Origin of the sequence: Micromonospora sp. NPDC049559 (assembly GCF_040676675.1) — a bacterium.
In the GTDB taxonomy this organism is placed as follows: Bacteria; Actinomycetota; Actinomycetes; order Mycobacteriales; family Micromonosporaceae; genus JBFAPK01.
This window is the reverse complement of record NZ_JBFAPK010000014.1, coordinates 106,634-123,216: the sequence shown is the minus strand read 5'-3', so window position 1 is coordinate 123,216 and position 16,583 is coordinate 106,634. Positions and strand designations below refer to the sequence as shown.

The 16,583-nt window shown below is 72.2% G+C and carries 15 protein-coding genes and 1 pseudogene; 13 read left to right on the top strand and 3 right to left on the bottom strand.

Features of this window, described 5'->3' with window-relative positions:
* The first annotated feature begins 85 nt into the window (after positions 1–85).
* The 4 genes from AB0J86_RS17630 (at position 86) to AB0J86_RS17615 (ending at position 3,327) form a co-directional block, all read left to right on the top strand.
* Positions 86–490: a cold shock domain-containing protein gene (locus tag AB0J86_RS17630; RefSeq protein ID WP_363858209.1), complete on the top strand. Its 405-nt coding sequence runs from the start codon at positions 86–88 to the stop codon at positions 488–490.
* A gap of 16 nt (positions 491–506) precedes the next feature.
* Positions 507–1,358, top strand: coding sequence for a metallophosphoesterase (locus tag AB0J86_RS17625; RefSeq protein ID WP_363858207.1), 852 nt, complete (start codon positions 507–509; stop codon positions 1,356–1,358).
* Positions 1,359–1,360: 2 nt separating this feature from the next.
* Positions 1,361–2,020: a 4'-phosphopantetheinyl transferase superfamily protein gene (locus AB0J86_RS17620; RefSeq protein WP_363858205.1), complete on the top strand. Its 660-nt coding sequence runs from the start codon at positions 1,361–1,363 to the stop codon at positions 2,018–2,020.
* Between the two features lie 104 nt (positions 2,021–2,124).
* Entirely contained in the window at positions 2,125–3,327 is a 1,203-nt protein-coding gene (locus AB0J86_RS17615) for a serine hydrolase domain-containing protein (protein WP_363858203.1), read from the top strand.
* A gap of 59 nt (positions 3,328–3,386) precedes the next feature.
* Here the strand turns inward: AB0J86_RS17615 and AB0J86_RS17610 are convergent, their stop codons facing one another.
* Complete coding sequence (locus tag AB0J86_RS17610) at positions 3,387–4,883, bottom strand: MFS transporter (RefSeq protein ID WP_363858201.1); 1,497 nt, start codon at positions 4,881–4,883, stop codon at positions 3,387–3,389.
* 130 nt (positions 4,884–5,013) lie between these two features.
* Between AB0J86_RS17610 and AB0J86_RS17605 the strand changes: the two genes are divergently transcribed.
* A complete protein-coding gene (locus tag AB0J86_RS17605; protein ID WP_363858199.1) occupies positions 5,014–5,640 on the top strand; it encodes a TetR/AcrR family transcriptional regulator in 627 nt (208 codons plus the stop codon).
* An 85-nt stretch (positions 5,641–5,725) separates the two neighbouring features.
* On the opposite strand, the gene glpK is transcribed toward AB0J86_RS17605, so the two are convergent.
* Positions 5,726–7,243, bottom strand: coding sequence for a glycerol kinase GlpK (gene glpK / locus AB0J86_RS17600; RefSeq protein WP_363858197.1), 1,518 nt, complete (start codon positions 7,241–7,243; stop codon positions 5,726–5,728).
* A gap of 51 nt (positions 7,244–7,294) precedes the next feature.
* Positions 7,295–8,158 carry an MIP/aquaporin family protein gene (locus AB0J86_RS17595; RefSeq protein ID WP_363858195.1) on the bottom strand — a complete coding sequence of 288 codons (864 nt, stop codon included), beginning with the start codon at positions 8,156–8,158 and terminating at the stop codon, positions 7,295–7,297.
* Positions 8,159–8,439: 281 nt separating this feature from the next.
* On the opposite strand from AB0J86_RS17595, the gene AB0J86_RS17590 reads away from it, so the two are divergent.
* From AB0J86_RS17590 to katG, 8 genes and pseudogenes are all read left to right on the top strand, one after another.
* Positions 8,440–9,600 (top strand): histidine kinase, encoded by a 1,161-nt coding sequence (locus tag AB0J86_RS17590; RefSeq protein ID WP_363858193.1) that lies wholly within the window; start codon positions 8,440–8,442, stop codon positions 9,598–9,600.
* A complete protein-coding gene (locus tag AB0J86_RS17585) occupies positions 9,597–10,253 on the top strand; it encodes a response regulator transcription factor (protein WP_363858191.1) in 657 nt (218 codons plus the stop codon). Before AB0J86_RS17590 ends, AB0J86_RS17585 begins: the two co-directional genes overlap by 4 nt.
* 57 nt (positions 10,254–10,310) lie before the next feature.
* Positions 10,311–10,919, top strand: coding sequence for a hypothetical protein (locus AB0J86_RS17580; protein ID WP_363858189.1), 609 nt, complete (start codon positions 10,311–10,313; stop codon positions 10,917–10,919).
* A gap of 213 nt (positions 10,920–11,132) precedes the next feature.
* Positions 11,133–11,900 (top strand): annotated as a pseudogene (locus AB0J86_RS17575) (helix-turn-helix transcriptional regulator).
* Positions 11,891–12,079, top strand: coding sequence for a DUF397 domain-containing protein (locus tag AB0J86_RS17570; RefSeq protein WP_363858188.1), 189 nt, complete (start codon positions 11,891–11,893; stop codon positions 12,077–12,079). The pseudogene AB0J86_RS17575 and the gene AB0J86_RS17570 overlap by 10 nt, the downstream one beginning before the upstream one ends.
* A 137-nt stretch (positions 12,080–12,216) precedes the next feature.
* Positions 12,217–13,449: an epoxide hydrolase family protein gene (locus tag AB0J86_RS17565; RefSeq protein WP_363858186.1), complete on the top strand. Its 1,233-nt coding sequence runs from the start codon at positions 12,217–12,219 to the stop codon at positions 13,447–13,449.
* A 357-nt stretch (positions 13,450–13,806) separates the two neighbouring features.
* On the top strand, positions 13,807–14,229 hold the full coding sequence (locus AB0J86_RS17560) for a Fur family transcriptional regulator (protein WP_363858303.1): 423 nt from the start codon (positions 13,807–13,809) through the stop codon (positions 14,227–14,229).
* Between the two features lie 55 nt (positions 14,230–14,284).
* The gene (gene katG / locus AB0J86_RS17555) at positions 14,285–16,516 is read left to right on the top strand and encodes a catalase/peroxidase HPI (RefSeq protein WP_363858184.1); all 2,232 of its coding nucleotides are present in this window, start codon (positions 14,285–14,287) and stop codon (positions 16,514–16,516) included.
* Positions 16,517–16,583 lie beyond the last annotated feature (67 nt).

The following is a 16,583-nucleotide window of genomic DNA, read 5'->3' as shown; positions in this document are numbered from 1 at the left end:
GAGATGTCCGCGCGTCTGCTGGCACTCCGATCAGCGCCCGGTTACGGTATGCGACGGAGTCTGGCGTCAACGTGGTAGGTGTGGTGTGTCACTGGGTAGGGTGCTCCGCTTCGACGAGACCCGGGGCTACGGTTTCATCGCCCCGGACGACGGCGGCGAGGACGTGTTCGTGCATGCCAACACCCTCGGCGAGGAACGCCACCTCTTCACCCCCGGCACGCCCGTCGAGTACGAGGCGACGGCGAGCGAGCGGGGGCTCAAGGCGCTCTCGGTACGGATCAGCCGCACCGCCGCCACCCGTACCGCCACGGTCCCCGCGGCCCGCGACGACGAGGACGGGCTCTGCGACGTCCTCTCCCCCAGCGCGTTCCGGCAGGAGGTCACGGAGCTGTTCCTGGACACCGCGCCCAGCCTGACCGGCAGCCAGATCGTGCAGTTGCGGCAGGCGCTGTTGAGCCTGGCGCAGCGGCACGGCTGGGTGGACGGCTGACCACAGGCTCGCGAGGATGACGCCACCGCCGCCGGGCGGGCGCCTGCTCGGCATCAGCGACCTGCACGTCGCGTACGCCGACAACCGTGCGTTCGTCTCCGACATGTGGCCGGAGTCCCCGGAGGACTGGCTACTGGTCGCCGGCGACGTGGGCGAGCGCTTCACCGACGTCGAGTGGGCGCTGCGCGTGCTCAGCGAGCGCTACGCCCGCGTGGTGTGGGCGCCCGGCAACCACGAACTCTGGACCCCGCGGGAGGATCCGGTCACCCTGCGCGGGGAGGCGCGCTACCAGCGGCTGGTGGAGCTCTGCCGCGACCTCGGCGTGGTGACGCCCGAGGATCCGTACCCGGTCTGGTCGGGGCCGGGCGGGCCGGTGCTGGTCGTGCCGCTCTTCCTGCTCTACGACTACAGCTTCCGGCCCCCGGGCGCCTCGACGAAGGAGGAGGCGCTGGCGCTGGCGTACGAGGCCGGGGTCGTCTGCACCGACGAGGCGCTGCTGCACCCGGACCCGTACCCGAGCCGGGAGGCCTGGTGCGCGGCCCGGGTCGAGACCACCGAGCGGCGGTTGGCGCAGCTCGACGGCGACCTGCCGATCGTCTTCGTGAACCACTATCCGCTGGTACGCGAGCCGACCCGGATCCTGCACTACCCCGAGTTCGCGCAGTGGTGCGGCACCGAGCGTACGGCCGACTGGCACCGGCGGTTCCGCACCGCCGCGATGGTCTACGGGCACCTGCACATCCCGCGTACCACCTGGCACGACGGGGTGCGCTTCCAGGAGGTGTCGGTGGGCTACCCGCGCGAGTGGCGGCGCCGGGGTCCCGCGCCCGAACCGCCGCGCACGATCCTGCCGCCGCCGGGGAGCTGAGCGTGGTCGAGGAGATCCTCCCGCCGGTCGTGGTGGCCGTGGAGGCGTTCGACGACCCGCCCGGGGTGCCGCTCTTCCCCGAGGAGGAGGCGGTGATCCGGCAGGCGGTGGAGAAGCGGCGGCGCGAGTTCACCACCGCCCGGCACTGTGCCCGTACCGCCCTGGCCCGGCTCGGCCTGCCGCCCGCGCCGATCGTGCCCGGCCAGCGTGGGGCGCCCCGCTGGCCGGCCGGCGTGGTCGGCAGCATGACCCACTGTGCCGGGTACCGCGCCGCGGCGCTCGGGCACGCCCGGGAACTGGTGACGGTCGGCCTGGACGCCGAGCCGCACGCGGAGCTGCCCCGCGACGTGCTCCCCGCGGTCTCGCTGCCGGGCGAGCGGCGGCGCCTCGGCGAGCTGACGGCCGCGCGGCCGGAGATCCACTGGGACCGTCTGCTCTTCAGCGCGAAGGAGTCCGTCTACAAGGCCTGGTTCCCACTGACCGGGCGGTGGCTGGGCTTCGCGGAGGCGGACGTCGTCTTCGAGCCGGGCACGGCCAGCTTCACCGCGCGCCTGCTGGTCGACGGTCCAGCGGTCGGCGGCGTGCGGCGGGGCGAGTTCCGCGGCCGGTACCTGGTCCGCGACGGGCTGCTGGTGACCGCGATCGCGGTGCTGCCCGGCTGACGACGGCGGCACCGGGCGACGCCGTCGGCGGTCGGCCCGGCCACGACCGCGCCGGCGCGCGTGACGGCCACGGGATGTCGGGGCCCACCGGTATGGTGCGGGTCGTGGCTACCAGTGGACCGCTTTCAGCCGAGGGTTTGCGCCGGCTGCACGACGCGATGGCCGCCCGGGTCGCCAGGGGCGAGCTGCCCGGGCTGGTGACGGTCCTCGCCCGCGGCGACGAGGTGCGGGTCGACACCATCGGGGCGTACGCCTTCGGCGAGGCTCCGCCGATGCGGCGCGACACCCTGTTCCGGGTGGCGTCGCTGACCAAGCCGATCCTCGCCGCGGCGACGATGCTGCTGGTCGCCGAGGGGCTGCTGGAGTTGGCCGAGCCGGTGGACCGGCTGCTGCCGGAGCTGGCCGACCGGCGGGTGCTCGCCCGGATCGACGGGCCGCTGGACGAGACGGTGGCGGCGCACCGGCCGATCACCGTCGAGGACCTGCTGACCTTCCGGATGGGCTTCGGCATGCTGACCGAGCCGACCTTCGACCCGCCGTACCCGATCGTGCGGGCCGCCGAGGAGCTGCGGCTGGCGCTCGGCGCGCCCGAGCCGCGTACGCCGCACCCGCCGGACGAGTGGATCAAGCTGTTCGGCACGTTGCCGCTGATGTACCAGCCGGGTGAGCGCTGGCAGTACAACGTCGGCTCGCTGGTGCTCGGCGTGCTGGTGGCGCGCGCCGCGGGCGCCCCGCTGGACGAGGTGCTGCGTACCCGGCTCTTCGAGCCGCTCGGCATGGCCGACACCGGATTCTTCACGACCCCGGAGGGGACCGCCCGGATCCCGAGCTACTACATGACGGACTTCGCCACCGGGAAGTTGGAGGTCCAGCAGCGCTCGGCGCCGGAGACGTGGAGCACGCCGCCCGCCTTCCCCTCCGGCGCGGGCGGGCTGCTCTCCACCGCGGACGACTTCCTCACCTTCGCCCGGCTGCTGGCCAACGGCGGTCTCCATCGGGGCCGGCGGCTGCTGTCGGCCGAGGCCGTGGCACGGCTGACCACCAACCACCTGACGCCGGCCCAGCGCGACACCGCCGGCGTGCTGCTCGACCCGAAGGGCTGGGGCTACGGGATGGCGGTGGCGGCCGGGCCGGACGACCTGTCGGCGGTTCCGGGCCGGTACGGCTGGGACGGCGGCTACGGCACGGCCTGGTTCAACGACCCGCACCGGGATCTGACCGCGATCGCGCTCTCCCAGACCACCGACTTCCTCTTCAACGGCGCGCGTACCGAGTTCACCGCCCTCGCCCTCGCCGCCGCCGGCTGACCCCGCACACGTCGCGCCCGTCGTCGCCGACCCGGCCGCCTGCGGCCCCTCCCCCGGCGTCAGGGCCGGGGCGCGCTCTGGCGGGCGAGCAAATCCGCCGGTACGTCGAGGCCGGCGGCGCCGAAAACTTCCTCCTCCTCGACCTCGCGTACGGTCAGCGCCACGCTTCGGCTGCGGGGCAGACCCCACGCGATCAGGGCCGCCGCGAGGATCGCCAAGACCGCGCCGACCGCGAAGACGGACACGAACTGCTCCTCGTGCGGGAGCGGCACGGGTGCGCCGTCGACGAGGTTGCGGGTCAGCATGGTGACGACGAAGGCGGTGCCCAAGGACATGCCGACGGAACGCGCGATCGAGTTGACGCTGTTGGCGATGCCGGTCTCGGCCGGCGACACGTGCTCGACGAGCAGCGCCGGCAGGGCCGCGTATCCGAAGGTCACCGCCGTGTTGACGGCGCACGCCCCGACGATGACCTGCCAGGTCGCCGCGTGCAGGACCGCCAGCACGCCGAAGCCCACGAAGGCGAGCAGCGCCGCGATCACCAGCGTCGCCTTGGCGCCGTACCGGAGGACGAGGCGGCCGCCCAGCGGTGCCGTGATGACGCCGCCGGCGGTTCCGGGCAGCAGGTAGACCATGCTCGTGGCGAGCACCGTCGAGTGGAAGCCGTAGCCGGCGAGCGCCGGTGGCGCCTGTACGAGGTTGGAGACCGCCAGGAACACCGCGAACATGGCGAAGCCGAGGAACAGACCCGCCACGTTGGCGAAGACGATCGGGCGGTGGGTGAGCATCCGGGTGCTGACCAGTGGCTCGGCGATCCGCCGCTCGGCCAGGACGAAGATGGCGAACACGACGACCGCGCCGGCCAGCGAGCCGAGGACCCGCGGTGAGGACCAGCCCCAGCCGTTGCCCTCCTCCAGCGGCAGGATGAGCAGCACCAGCCCCAGGCCGAGCAGGCCCGCGCCGATCCAGTCGAGGCGGCCGGTACCCGCCGCCTTCCGGCGCGGCAGCGCCACCATTCCGGCCAGCCCGACGGCGCTGAGCGCGGTCGCGAGCCAGAACAGCCGGTGGTAGTCGCCTCCGTGCCGCATGAGCAGGCCGGTGACCGCCAGTCCGAGCCCGGCGCCGACCGCCAGCATGCCGCTGACCACCGCCATGGCGCCGGTCAGTCGCCGGGGCGGCAGTTCTTCCCGCAGCACGCCGATGGCCAGGGGGAACAGCCCGAAGCTGGCGGCCTGCAGGACGCGGGCGACGATCAGCAACGGCAGGCTGCTGGTTGTCGCGGCGATCACCGAGCCGGCCAGTACGACGACGGCCACGCCGATCATGACCGGGCGACGCCCGTACAAATCACCAAGCCGGCCGAGCGTCGGCGTCAGCACCGCGGCGGCGAGCAGGTTGGCGGTCACCACCCAGCTCGCGGAGGTGGCCGTCACACCCAGGTCCGCGCGAATGTTCGCGACGACCGGTACCACCAACGTCTGGAGGGCAGCGACGAGGAGCACGGCGTACGAGGCGATCGGCAGTAGGAGTCGAGGCGGCGGTGAAGTGGGCGGCACGGCGCTCTCCTTCGAGGTCCAGGCGGGGTGACGAACCGAAGGTAGACGCGGAGACGAGGGTTCTCAACGCGATGTCGAAAATAGGAGATGTGACGTCGATTTCACCGGACAGCCGTTGTAACATTGCGACGTGCCTGCCACCGGTAGCCGTCGCGGACCCACGAAGGGTGATCAACGGGAGCGCGCTCTGCTCGACGCCGCTCGCGCCCTCTTCCGGAAGCGGCCGATCAGTCAGGTCACCATCGACGAGCTGGCGAACGCGGCCGGGATCGCCCGGTCGGGCTTCTACTTCTACTTCGAGTCGAAGCAGGCCGTGCTCGCCGCGCTCTGCGACCAGGTGCTCGGCGAGAGCGACCGGGAGATGGCGGAGTGGCTGGCCTCCGACGGGCTTGACCGGGGCGCGTTGCGCCGGGGCCTGGCCAGGTCGCTGGCCCGCTGGCGGGTCGACGGTGGCTGGCTGCGTGAGGCGTTCGTCGCCCCCGACCCGGGCCCGGAGATCCTTGAGGTCCGCGAGCGGGTGGTCGCCGACGGATGCTCGGCGTTCAGTCAGCGCATCGAGCGGGACGCGCGCGCCGGCCGGACCGTGAGCGCTCCGCCCGAGCTGTTGGCGTCGATGGTCATCAACCTCCGTAGCATGGTCTTCGCCGACGTGTTCGCCCGCCCGGACGCGTACGTCGAGGACGAACTGCTCGACGCGCTGAGCGACGCGATCCTGCGGCTCCTCTACGGAGTGGTCCCGGGCAGCGACGCGGGATAGCTCCGCCACCCACCCGGCGCCGACGCCCGGCCGGCGGCCACCTCCCGCAGTTCGGTGGTAGCCGCCGGCTACGTCAAGGGAATACTCAGTCCACGTCGACCCAGTCGAGGGTGCGCTGTACCGCCTTCTTCCAGCGCGCGTACCCCTCCTCGCGCCGCTGCTCCGACCAGCTCGGCTGCCAGCGCTCGTGCTCCTGCCAGTTCTGCCGCAGCTCGTCGGTCGACTTCCAGAAGCCCACGGCGAGCCCGGCGGCGTACGCGGCGCCGAGCGCCGTCGTCTCGGCGACCACCGGCCGGCTCACCGGTACGCCGAGGATGTCCGCCTGCAACTGCATGCAGAGCCGGTTGGCGGTGACCCCGCCGTCGACCTTGAGCACGTCCAGCGTCACGCCGGAGTCCTGCGCCATCGCCTCCGCGACGTCGCGGGACTGGTAGCAGATCGACTCCAGGGTGGCGCGGGCCAGGTGCGCGTTGGTGTTGTACCGGGACAGCCCGACGATCGCCCCGCGCGCGTCCGAGCGCCAGTACGGGGCGAAGAGCCCGGAGAAGGCCGGTACGAAGTACACCCCGCCGCTGTCCTCCACCTGCGCCGCCAGCGTCTCGCTCTGCGCGGCGCCGCTGATGATGCCGAGCTGGTCGCGCAGCCACTGCACGGCCGACCCGGTGACCGCGATCGAGCCCTCCAGCGCGTAGACGGCGGGCTGGTCGCCGAACTTGTAGCAGACGGTGGTGAGCAGCCCGGACTTCGACCGGACCGGCGTGGTACCGGTGTTGAGCAGCATGAAGTTGCCGGTGCCGTAGGTGTTCTTCGCCTCGCCCGGCGTGAAGCAGACCTGGCCCACGGTGGCCGCCTGCTGGTCGCCGAGGATCGCGGTGAGCGCCACCTCGCCGCCGAGCGGTCCGTTGCCGAGGGTGGTGCCGTACCGGCCCGGGTCGGAGGAGGGGCGGATCTCGGGCAGCATCGCGCGGGGGATGCCGAAGAAGGAGAGCAGCTCGTCGTCCCAGTCGAGGGTCTCCAGGTCCATCAGCATCGTGCGGCTGGCGTTGGTGACGTCGGTGACGTGCACCCCGCCGTCGGTACCGCCGGTGAGGTTCCACATCAGCCAGGTGTCCGTGTTGCCGAAGACCGCGTCGCCCCGCTCGGCGGCCTCCCGTACGCCGTCGACGTTCTCCAGGATCCACTGGATCTTGCCGCCGGAGAAGTACGTGGCCGGGGGCAGGCCCGCCTTGCGGCGGATCACGTCGCCGCGCCCGTCCCGGTCCAGCGCGGAGGCGATCCGGTCGGTGCGGGTGTCCTGCCAGACGATCGCGTTGTAGTAGGGGCGGCCGGTGCGTCGGTCCCACACCACCGTCGTCTCGCGCTGGTTGGTGATGCCGAGCGCGGCCAGGTCGCCGGCCCGCAACCCCTGGGCGTTCATGGCGGTACGGATCACCGAGGAGGTGCGTTCCCAGATCTCCACCGGGTTGTGTTCGACCCAGCCCGCCTGCGGCAGGATCTGCTGGTGTTCCAACTGGTGGCGGCCGACCTCGCCGCCGGCATGGTCGAAGATCATGAAACGGGTACTGGTGGTGCCCTGGTCGACGGCGCCGACGAAGTCAGCCATCCGGGTCTCCTGTTCTCAAGGTGGCGGGCGCAGCGGAATTCTGGACGACGGTCAGCCCTTGGCCGGGGAGGTCTCGGCCGGGGAGGTCTCGGCCGGGGAGGTCTCGGGCTGCGTGGGCAGGCGCCCCGGTTCGAGCGCGTCCTCGGCGGGCAGGAACCGGCCGATGAAGAGCTGGTAGAGGGCCGCCCCGAGCAGGCCGCCGAGCAGCGGGCCGACGATCGGCACCCAGAAGTACGGGTCACCGTACTGGTCGAGGAAGGCGGTGTGGTACCCGGTCAGGAAGGAGGCCAGGCGCGGGCCGAAGTCGCGGGCCGGGTTGATCGCGTAGCCGGCGTTGGTGCCCCAGGCCATGCCGATCGCGACCACGAGCAGCCCGACCACGACCGGGGTGAGGTTCGCCGCGGGCGGCGAGTTTCGCAGGTCGGTGAGGGCGAGGATGACGAAGAGCAGGATCGCGGTACCGATGATCTGGTCGCGCAGGCCGCCCCACTGGCCGACAGGCAGTTCGCCGTTGCCGGGCAGGGTGGAGAAGACGCCCTGGGTCTTGATGGTGTGGCCGGGGTCCACCTTCGCCAGCACCTCGCTGTAGTTCCAGCGCACCAGCAGCGCGGCGACGAAGGCGCCGGCGGTCTGCGCCAGCGCGTACGGCAGTACCTTGCGCCAGGCGAAGCCCTTGAAGACGGCGAGCGCGAGGGTGACCGCCGGGTTCAGGTGCGCGCCGCTGATCCGCCCGGCGACGTAGACGCCGAGCGTCACGCCGAGCCCCCAGGCCCAGGCGATGCTGTCGTGGTCGCCGATGCCACCGGCGACGACTTGGGCGACGACCCCCACCCCGAAGAGGATGAGGATCAGCGTGCCGGCGAACTCCGCGGCCAGCTCGCCAAGAAGTCCCGGGAGTCTCATCGGTCGGGTCATCTTTCCTCCTGGTTCCCGGGCGTGACGCGGGGGCGCGACGCGAGCGCTGGCGCGGGCTCGATCTCGTACTCGGCTCGGCTCCCTCTCGGATCGTGACGACCGCGTTACGGCATGCGGCATTTCGGGCCACGGTAGGATTTCCCCGGCGGGCCGTCAAGGTCCACTTTGGGTATCCGCAGGTCGGTCCGGGACAACCGGCCGGGCGCGGCCGGCGCATCGGCACCGGGCGGATACCGCGTTCGTGGTACGTGCCCGGCCGGATCGGTTCGTACAGTGGGCCGATGCGACGGTGGGTGGTCGAGGCCGCCGTCGTGTCGGCCGTCGGGGCCGTCACGGCGTACCGGATGGTGGTGACCGCGGTACTGCCCGGCGACCGCGCGCCGGACCCGCGGGCGTACGCGATCGCGCTGGCGATGACGCTCGCGCTGCTGGCCCGGCGACGCTGGCCGGCCGCGGTGCTCGCGCTGGTCGGCGCGCTGTTCCTGCAGTACCACATGCTGGGTTACCCGGGCGGCGTGCCGGCGGTGCCGGTCTGGGTGGCGCTGTACGCGGTGGCCGCCGCGCCGCGTCGCCGGGCCGGGCTGGCGGTCGCCGCCGCGCTGATCGTCCTGGACGCGTACGGGCGGATGACGGTCGCGCACGTGCCGCTGCTGGACGTCACCCTGGACGGCTCGACCGTGGTCTTCGTGGCGGCGCTGCTCCTCGGCGAGGTGGTGCGCGGCCGGCGGCAGCGGCTGGCGCTGCTCGCCGCCGAGCGCGACCGGGCGGCGGAGCTGCGGGTCACCGAGGAGCGCATCCGCATCGCGCGGGAGCTGCACGACATCACCGCGCACACCCTCGCCGTGGTCGGGGTGCAGGCCGGGGTCGCGGCGGAGCTGCTCGACGACGACCCGGCGCTGGCCCGGGACGCGCTCGCCGCCGTACGCCGGTCCAGCCGGGAGGCGATGGTCGAGCTGCGGGCCGCCGTGGGCGTGCTGCGCGACGGTACGCCCGCGGCCGGCCCCGCCCCGCCCGCGCCCGGCCTCGGCGAGCTGCCGGCGCTGGCCGCCGCCACCGGCGCGGTGCTGGCCGCCGACGGCGAGCCGCGCGCGCTGCCCCGGGCGGTGGAGTTCACGGCGTACCGCATCGTGCAGGAGGCGGTCGCCAACGCGCTGCGGCACGCGGCGGCCACCCGGATCGAGGTCCGCCTCGGCTACCGGCCGGACGGGCTGGCGCTGCTCATCCGCGACGACGGCGGCACCGGCACGGGCCGTGCCGGGGCGGGCCGTGCCGGAGTGGGCGGGGCCGGGGCGGGCGGCGGGACGACCCGTCCCGAACCGCCGCCGGCGGCGGGCAACGGGCTGCGCGGCATGGTGGAGCGCGCCGAGGGGTTGGGCGGATGGGTACGCGCCGGACCGGCGACCGCCGGCGGCTTCGAGGTACGGGGGTGGTTGCCGACATGACGGTACGGGTGTTGCTGGCCGACGACCAGACGCTGGTGCGGGCCGGGTTCCGGGTGCTGCTGGAGCGGGCGCCGGAGATCGAGGTGGTCGCCGAGGCGGCCGACGGCGACGAGGCCATCGCGCTGACCCGGGCGCACCGCCCCGACGTGGTGCTGATGGACGTCCGGATGCCCGGTACCGACGGGTTGACCGCGACCCGGCGCATCCTCGCCGACGACCGGCTGCCGGGCGTACGGGTGGTCGTGCTGACCACGTTCGATCTGGACGAGTACGTCTACGCGGCGCTCGCCGCCGGTGCCAGCGGCTTCCTGCTCAAGGACCTGGAGCCGGACGAGCTGCGGCACGCGGTACGGGTGGTCGCGGCGGGCGACGCGCTGCTGGCGCCCCGGATCACGCGCCGGCTGATCGCGGCGTTCGCGCACGGGCCGGCGGTGCCGGGCACGCACACGCTCACCGGCCGGGAACGCGAGGTGGTGGCCCTGGTCGCCGAGGGGCTCTCCAACGCCGAGGTGGGCGAGCGGCTGGGCATGAGCCCGGCGACCGCGAAGACGCACACGAACCGGGCGATGGCCAAGCTCGGCGCCCGCGACCGGGCCCAGTTGGTGGTCTTCGCCTACCGCGGCGGGCTCGCGGGCGTACCGCGACCGCGGTAGGCCGGGGACCACGCGGGGCGGATTTACCCCGGTCGAGCCGTTCGTAGCGTCGTCGGCATGTTTCTCATCCTGGGTCCGGCGCTCAATCTCGTCGCCGGCTTCTTCTGGGAGGACGACCGGCAGGGCCTGGTCTCCGGTACGTTGCTCGCGCTCTCCATCGGCGCCTGGCTGGTCGGCCTGGCCGGCATCTACGAGCGGCTGCGCCCCGCCGCGCCGCGCTACGTCGCGGTGGCGCTGCCGCTGACCGTATTCGCCTGCGTCGGCGGGCTGGCCTTCGCGATCCAGAGCGTTCAGGAGGTGGTCTTCGACGTCTCGCACGCCGTCGCGGTCGAGCGGCTACAGGAGCACCCCTTCGCCGCGTACCCGCTCTACTGGATCCTCGGGCCGGCCTTCCCGATCGCCCTCTTCCTCCTCGGGCTGGCCGTGTGGCGGCTGCGGGCCGCGCCGGCCTGGGTCGGTCTGCTGATCGCCCTCGGCGCGCTCGCGTTCCCGCTGAGCCGGATCACCCGCGACGCGAACATCGCGCACGTGGCCGACGTGCTGCTCCTGGTGCCCTTCGTCTACCTGGGCCTGCGGTCGCTCCGCCGGTCCCGCCCCCCGTCCGGCGCCTCGTCCGGCCCCTCGTCCGGGGCGGAATCCCGGCCGGCCCCGATACCCGCCGCCTGACCGGGCGGCCCTCGGCCGGCGTCCTCACAAAGTCAGAGAACGAGTTGGCGATCGAAGGCGGGATAGCCACTCGTTCTCTGAATTTGTGGCGTCCGCGCCACCCCCAACCGACGCGCCGCCGCCAGACACAATCACCCCCATCAGTGACGGGACAGCCACGCAGCGCACCGGTATGGTGCTCGCATACCCATCGATGTCCTAAGAGGAGCACCGATGAACAGGGCACTGCGGAGCGCGATGGGGCGAAGGGACTCACCACCGAGGCCCTCGCCGAACTCGTCGGCGTGGACCCCAAGACCCCGGGCCGCTGGCTGAGCCAGGACCGGATACCACATCCCCAGCACCGGGTGCAGGCCGCCAAGGCGCTCGGCAAGGACGTCGAGGACATTTGGCCGGACATCTACAGACGTCGTGAGCCCATTTGGTTCCGTCCCTGGGCGGAGAACGAGCGGGAGGCGACCTCACTAACGGTCGTATCAACCGCTGGTGGTGCCGGGCCTGTTGCAGACCGAGGCGTACGCCCGGGCGATGCTGGAGGTCGGCGGCCTGCTCCCGCCGGCCGAGGTGGAGCGGATCGTCGCCGGGCGGCTCAGGCGACAGGCGATCCTCACCGGGGAGAAGCCGCCCCAGTTCGTCGCGGTGCTGGACGAGATGGTGCTGCGCCGGCCGCTCGGCACCCGGGACGTGCTGCGGGAGCAGCTGGAACACCTGGTCACGGCGGCCGAGAGCCCGTACGTGCAGATCCGCGTCGTCCCGGCGGACACCCCGTGGTACACCGGGCTGGCCGGCCCGTTCATTCTCGCCTGGCTGCACGACGGCACCGAGGTCGGCTACCTGGACAACCAGCTCCGCGGCCAGATCGTCAGCGACCGATCCGACCTTGTTAGCCTGGGGAGGCGCTGGGAGAGCATCACCGGCGAGGCCCTTTCCACCCGGCAGTCGATCGAGCTGATCAAGGAAGTGGCGAAGACATGGAGCTGACCGGCGCGGCGTGGCGCACCTCCACCCGCAGCAGCAACAACGGCGGCGCGTGCGTCGAGGTCGCCGACAACCTGCCGGGCCGCGTACTGGTCCGGGACAGCAAGGACCGCGACGGCGGCACCCTCCGCTTCGACCCCGAGGCGTGGCGCGCGTTCGTGGCGGCCGTCAAGACCCGCTGACAGTCGGCACCGCGACCCCTGCTCCGCCAACACCGCGCCGGATCGCCCGTATGGCCCGCGAGCCAGCGGGTAAGGCGCGGTGAGCTGCGAGGGAGCCGTGCTCGGTCCGGGCGCGGTAGCGGGGAGGGAAGACGCCCATGGCTGTCAGGACCGAGGCTGTGATGGACACCACGCTGTTCCGGCCGTTCACCGTGGAGGTGCCGGAGGCAGACCTGGAGGCGCTGCGTACGCGCCTGTCGGTCACGCGCTGGCCGGAAAGGGAGCTTGTCGCCGATCAGTCGCAGGGCGTGCCGCTCGCGACGATCCAGGCAGTCGTGCGGTACTGGGAGAACGAGTACGACTGGCGCCGGATCGAGGCGCGGCTGAACTCCCTGCCGCAGTTCATCACCGAGATCGACGGGCTGGACATCCACCTCGTCCACGTCCGCTCCCCGCACGAGAACGCGCTGCCGCTCATCGTCACGCACGGCTGGCCCGGCTCGGTGATCGAGCAGCTGAAAATCATCGAACCGCTCACCGACCCCACCGCGTACGGCGGGGACGCCTCGGACGCCTTCCACCTGGTGATCCCGTCGCTGCCCGGCCACGGCTTCTCGGCCAAGCCGAGCGCCCCGGGCTGGGGGCCCGAGCGGATCGCGCGCGCCTGGGTCGAGCTGATGCGGAACCTCGGCTACGCGCGCTTCGTGGCCCAGGGCGGCGACTGGGGCGCGATGGTCACGGATCTGCTGGGCGTGCAGGCGCCCCCGGAGCTGCTGGGCATCCACACGAACATGGCCGGTACCGTGCCGCCGGACCTCGACAAGGCGCTACAGGCCGGCATCTCCGGCGCGAACGACGCGCTCGGCTCGATGCCGTCCGACCTCTCCGCCGACGAGCGGCGCGCCGTCGAGCAGTTGGACTTCGTCTGGAAGCACGTCGCGTACGCCCTCATGATGCAGAGCCGTCCGCAGACGCTGACCGGGTTGGCGGACTCCCCCGCCGGCCTGGCCGCCTTCCTGCTCGACCACGACGCGCAGAGCCTGGATCTGATCTCCCGGGTCTTCGCCGGGGCGTCCGAGGGGCTCAGCCGGGATGACGTGCTCGACAACATCACGCTCTACTGGCTCACGAACACGGCGGTCTCCGCGGCCCGCCTGTACGCGGAGAACACGCTCTCCTTCTTCGCCGCGAAGGGCGTCTCCTCGTCCGTCCCGGCCGCCGTGAGCGTCTTCCCCGGGGAGCTGTACCAGGCCCCCCGCAGCTGGGCGGAGCAGGCGTACCCGAACCTCGTCTACTACCACGAGTTGGACAAGGGCGGGCACTTCGCCGCCTGGGAGCAGCCGCAACTGTTCTGCGAGGAGCTTCGCGCCGCCTTCCGGTCGCTCCGCTAGCCGGGTGACCCCGGCGGAAGTGGTTCGCTCTTTTCTCTTCACATCGAATTCGTTGTGATCACGCCGTCGGTGATGTGGAGAGAGAAGAGCGACTTACTTTCCGGCCCGCTACGGCGAGGATGAACTCGCGGGCCGGCCCCGGCGGGCAAACCGCCCGCTACCGGACGAGCACGTCCGAAGCCGGCCCCGGTCTCGAAGCGCTGCCACAACCGGCCGCCGACATCGAGCGATGGCTAGCCGTACTTGGCCGGGTTTATCCCGGAAGCGCCGAGCCCGACCCCGTGCCAGCGGCGTGACGTCTCGCCTATATTCTTGACTCGTTCCAGAAAACAGACGAGACTTCGGGGCGTGGCCACGATCTTGGACTTTCCGCAGTTGCTGCGCGGGGCCGCGCTGCGCGTGACCCGTCCTCGGGTGGCCGTGCTGGGCGCGGTCTACGCGCATCCGCACGCCGACACGGAGTCGATCATCGAGGCCGTACGCGGGGATCTCCCGGAGGTGTCCCACCAGGCCGTCTACGACGTGCTCCGCGCGCTGACGACCGCGGGCCTGGTGCGCCGCATCGAGCCACCCGGCTCGGTGGCCCGCTACGAGTCCCGGGTCGGGGACAACCACCACCACGTCGTGTGCCGGTCGTGCGGCGTGATCGCCGACGTCGACTGCGCCGTCGGCGAGGCCCCCTGCCTGACCCCGTCCGACGACCACGGCTTCTCGATCGACGAGGCCGAGGTCGTCTACCGGGGCCTCTGTCCCGACTGCACCACCACCGGCACCCCCTGATCCACCACAGGCACGTTCTGATCCACTCGATCCGTCACGTCACGGAAGGAAACCGATGTCCGAGAACCACGACGCCGTCGTCCACGACGCCGAGGCAGGGGCCGAGTCCCGCTGCCCCGTCGCGCACGGACGCGCCCCCCACCCCACCCAGGGCGGCGGTAACAGCGGCTGGTGGCCGAACCGGCTCAACCTGAAGATCCTCGCCAAGAACCCCGCCGTGGCCAACCCGCTCGGCGAGGAGTTCGACTACGCCGAGGCGTTCAAGTCCCTCGACCTGGCCGCCGTGAAGCGGGACATCGCCGAGGTCCTCACGACCTCCCAGGACTGGTGGCCGGCCGACTTCGGCCACTACGGGCCGTTCATGATCCGGATGGCGTGGCACAGCGCGGGCACGTACCGCATCCACGACGGCCGGGGCGGCGCCGGCGCCGGGCAGCAGCGCTTCGCGCCGCTCAACAGCTGGCCGGACAACGGCAACCTCGACAAGGCCCGCCGCCTGCTGTGGCCGGTCAAGAAGAAGTACGGCAAGAGCCTCTCCTGGGCCGACCTCATGATCCTCACCGGCAACGTCGCCCTGGAGACGATGGGCTTCAAGACCTTCGGCTTCGCCGGTGGCCGTCCCGACGTCTGGGAGCCCGACGAGGACGTCTACTGGGGCCCGGAGACCACCTGGCTCGGCGACGAGCGCTACACCGGCGACCGGGAGCTGGAGAACCCGCTCGCGGCGGTCCAGATGGGCCTGATCTACGTCAACCCGGAGGGCCCCAACGGCAACCCGGACCCGCTGGCCGCGGCCCGCGACATCCGCGAGACGTTCCGCCGGATGGGGATGAACGACGAGGAGACCGTCGCCCTGATCGCCGGCGGTCACACCTTCGGCAAGACCCACGGCGCGGGCACCACCGACCACGTCGGCCCCGAGCCCGAGGGCGCCCCGATCGAGGAGCAGGGCCTGGGCTGGAAGAACAGCTTCGGTACCGGCAAGGGCGCCGACACGATCACCAGTGGTCTGGAGGTCACCTGGACCACGACGCCGACGAAGTGGACCAACAACTTCTTCTGGAACCTCTTCGGGTACGAGTGGGAGCTGACCAAGAGCCCGGCCGGTGCCCACCAGTGGCAGCCGAAGCACGGCGCCGGCGCGGGTACCGTCCCCGACGCCCACGACCCGGCGAAGCGGCACGCCCCCGGCATGCTCACCACCGACCTCGCGCTCCGCTTCGACCCGGTCTACGAGCAGATCTCGCGGCGGTTCATGGAGAACCCGGACGAGTTCGCCGACGCCTTCGCCCGGGCGTGGTTCAAGCTGACCCACCGCGACATGGGCCCGATCCAGCGCTACCTCGGCCCGGAGGTCCCCACCGAGACGCTCGTCTGGCAGGACCCGATCCCGGCCGTGGACCACGAGCTCGTCGACGCCGACGACATCGCCGCCCTCAAGGCCCAGATCCTCGACTCGGGCCTGACGGTCTCCCAGCTGGTCTCCACCGCGTGGGCGTCGGCCTCGACGTTCCGCGGCGGTGACAAGCGCGGCGGCGCCAACGGGGCGCGCATCCGCCTCGAACCGCAGCGCGGCTGGGAGGTCAACAACCCGGACGAGCTGGCCACGGTGCTGCGCACCCTGGAGGGGATCCAGCAGTCGTTCAACGCGTCGCAGACCGGCGGGAAGAAGATCTCGCTGGCCGACCTGATCGTGCTCGCCGGCGGCGCCGGCGTCGAGCAGGCCGCGCGGAACGCCGGCTTCGCGGGCGAGGTTCCGTTCACCCCGGGCCGCATGGACGCCACGCAGGAGCAGACCGACGTGGAGTCGTTCGCGGCGATGGAGCCGACCGCGGACGGGTTCCGCAACTACCTCGGCAAGGGCCACCGCCTGCCGGCCGAGTTCCTCCTGGTCGACCGGGCGAACCTGCTGACCCTGAGCGCGCCCGAGATGACCGTCCTCGTCGGCGGTCTGCGCGTCCTCGGCGCGACCTACCAGCAGTCGCCGCACGGCGTCTTCACCGCCACCCCGGGCGCGCTGACGAACGACTTCTTCGTCAACCTGCTCGACCTGGGCACGACGTGGCACGCCGTCTCCGAGGACGCGAACCTCTTCGAGGGCCGCGACTCCGCCACGGGCGAGGTCAGGTGGACCGGTACCCGGGCCGACCTGGTCTTCGGTTCCAACTCCGAGCTGCGGGCGCTCGCGGAGGTCTACGCGAGCGACGACGCGCGGGAGAAGTTCGTGCACGACTTCGTCGCCGCGTGGGTCAAGGTCATGAACCTGGACCGGTTCGACCTCGTGTGATCCCGACGTGCGGTCGGCCGGTTCGGCCGACCGCACGTACCGACGCCCCCGGCCGCTCGCGAGCGGC

Excerpts from the sequence above, each read along its gene's own strand:
- katG (WP_363858184.1), top strand. The coding sequence starts at position 14,285 with ATGTCCGAGAACCACGACGCCGTCGTCCACGACGCCGAGGCAGGGGCC.
- AB0J86_RS17590 (WP_363858193.1), top strand. The coding sequence starts at position 8,440 with ATGCGACGGTGGGTGGTCGAGGCCGCCGTCGTGTCGGCCGTCGGGGCC.
- AB0J86_RS17585 (WP_363858191.1), top strand. The coding sequence starts at position 9,597 with ATGACGGTACGGGTGTTGCTGGCCGACGACCAGACGCTGGTGCGGGCC.
- AB0J86_RS17580 (WP_363858189.1), top strand. The coding sequence starts at position 10,311 with ATGTTTCTCATCCTGGGTCCGGCGCTCAATCTCGTCGCCGGCTTCTTC.
- AB0J86_RS17565 (WP_363858186.1), top strand. The coding sequence starts at position 12,217 with ATGGCTGTCAGGACCGAGGCTGTGATGGACACCACGCTGTTCCGGCCG.
- AB0J86_RS17570 (WP_363858188.1), top strand. The coding sequence starts at position 11,891 with ATGGAGCTGACCGGCGCGGCGTGGCGCACCTCCACCCGCAGCAGCAAC.
- glpK (WP_363858197.1), bottom strand. The coding sequence starts at position 7,243 with ATGGCTGACTTCGTCGGCGCCGTCGACCAGGGCACCACCAGTACCCGT.
- AB0J86_RS17595 (WP_363858195.1), bottom strand. The coding sequence starts at position 8,158 with ATGACCCGACCGATGAGACTCCCGGGACTTCTTGGCGAGCTGGCCGCG.
- AB0J86_RS17625 (WP_363858207.1), top strand. The coding sequence starts at position 507 with ATGACGCCACCGCCGCCGGGCGGGCGCCTGCTCGGCATCAGCGACCTG.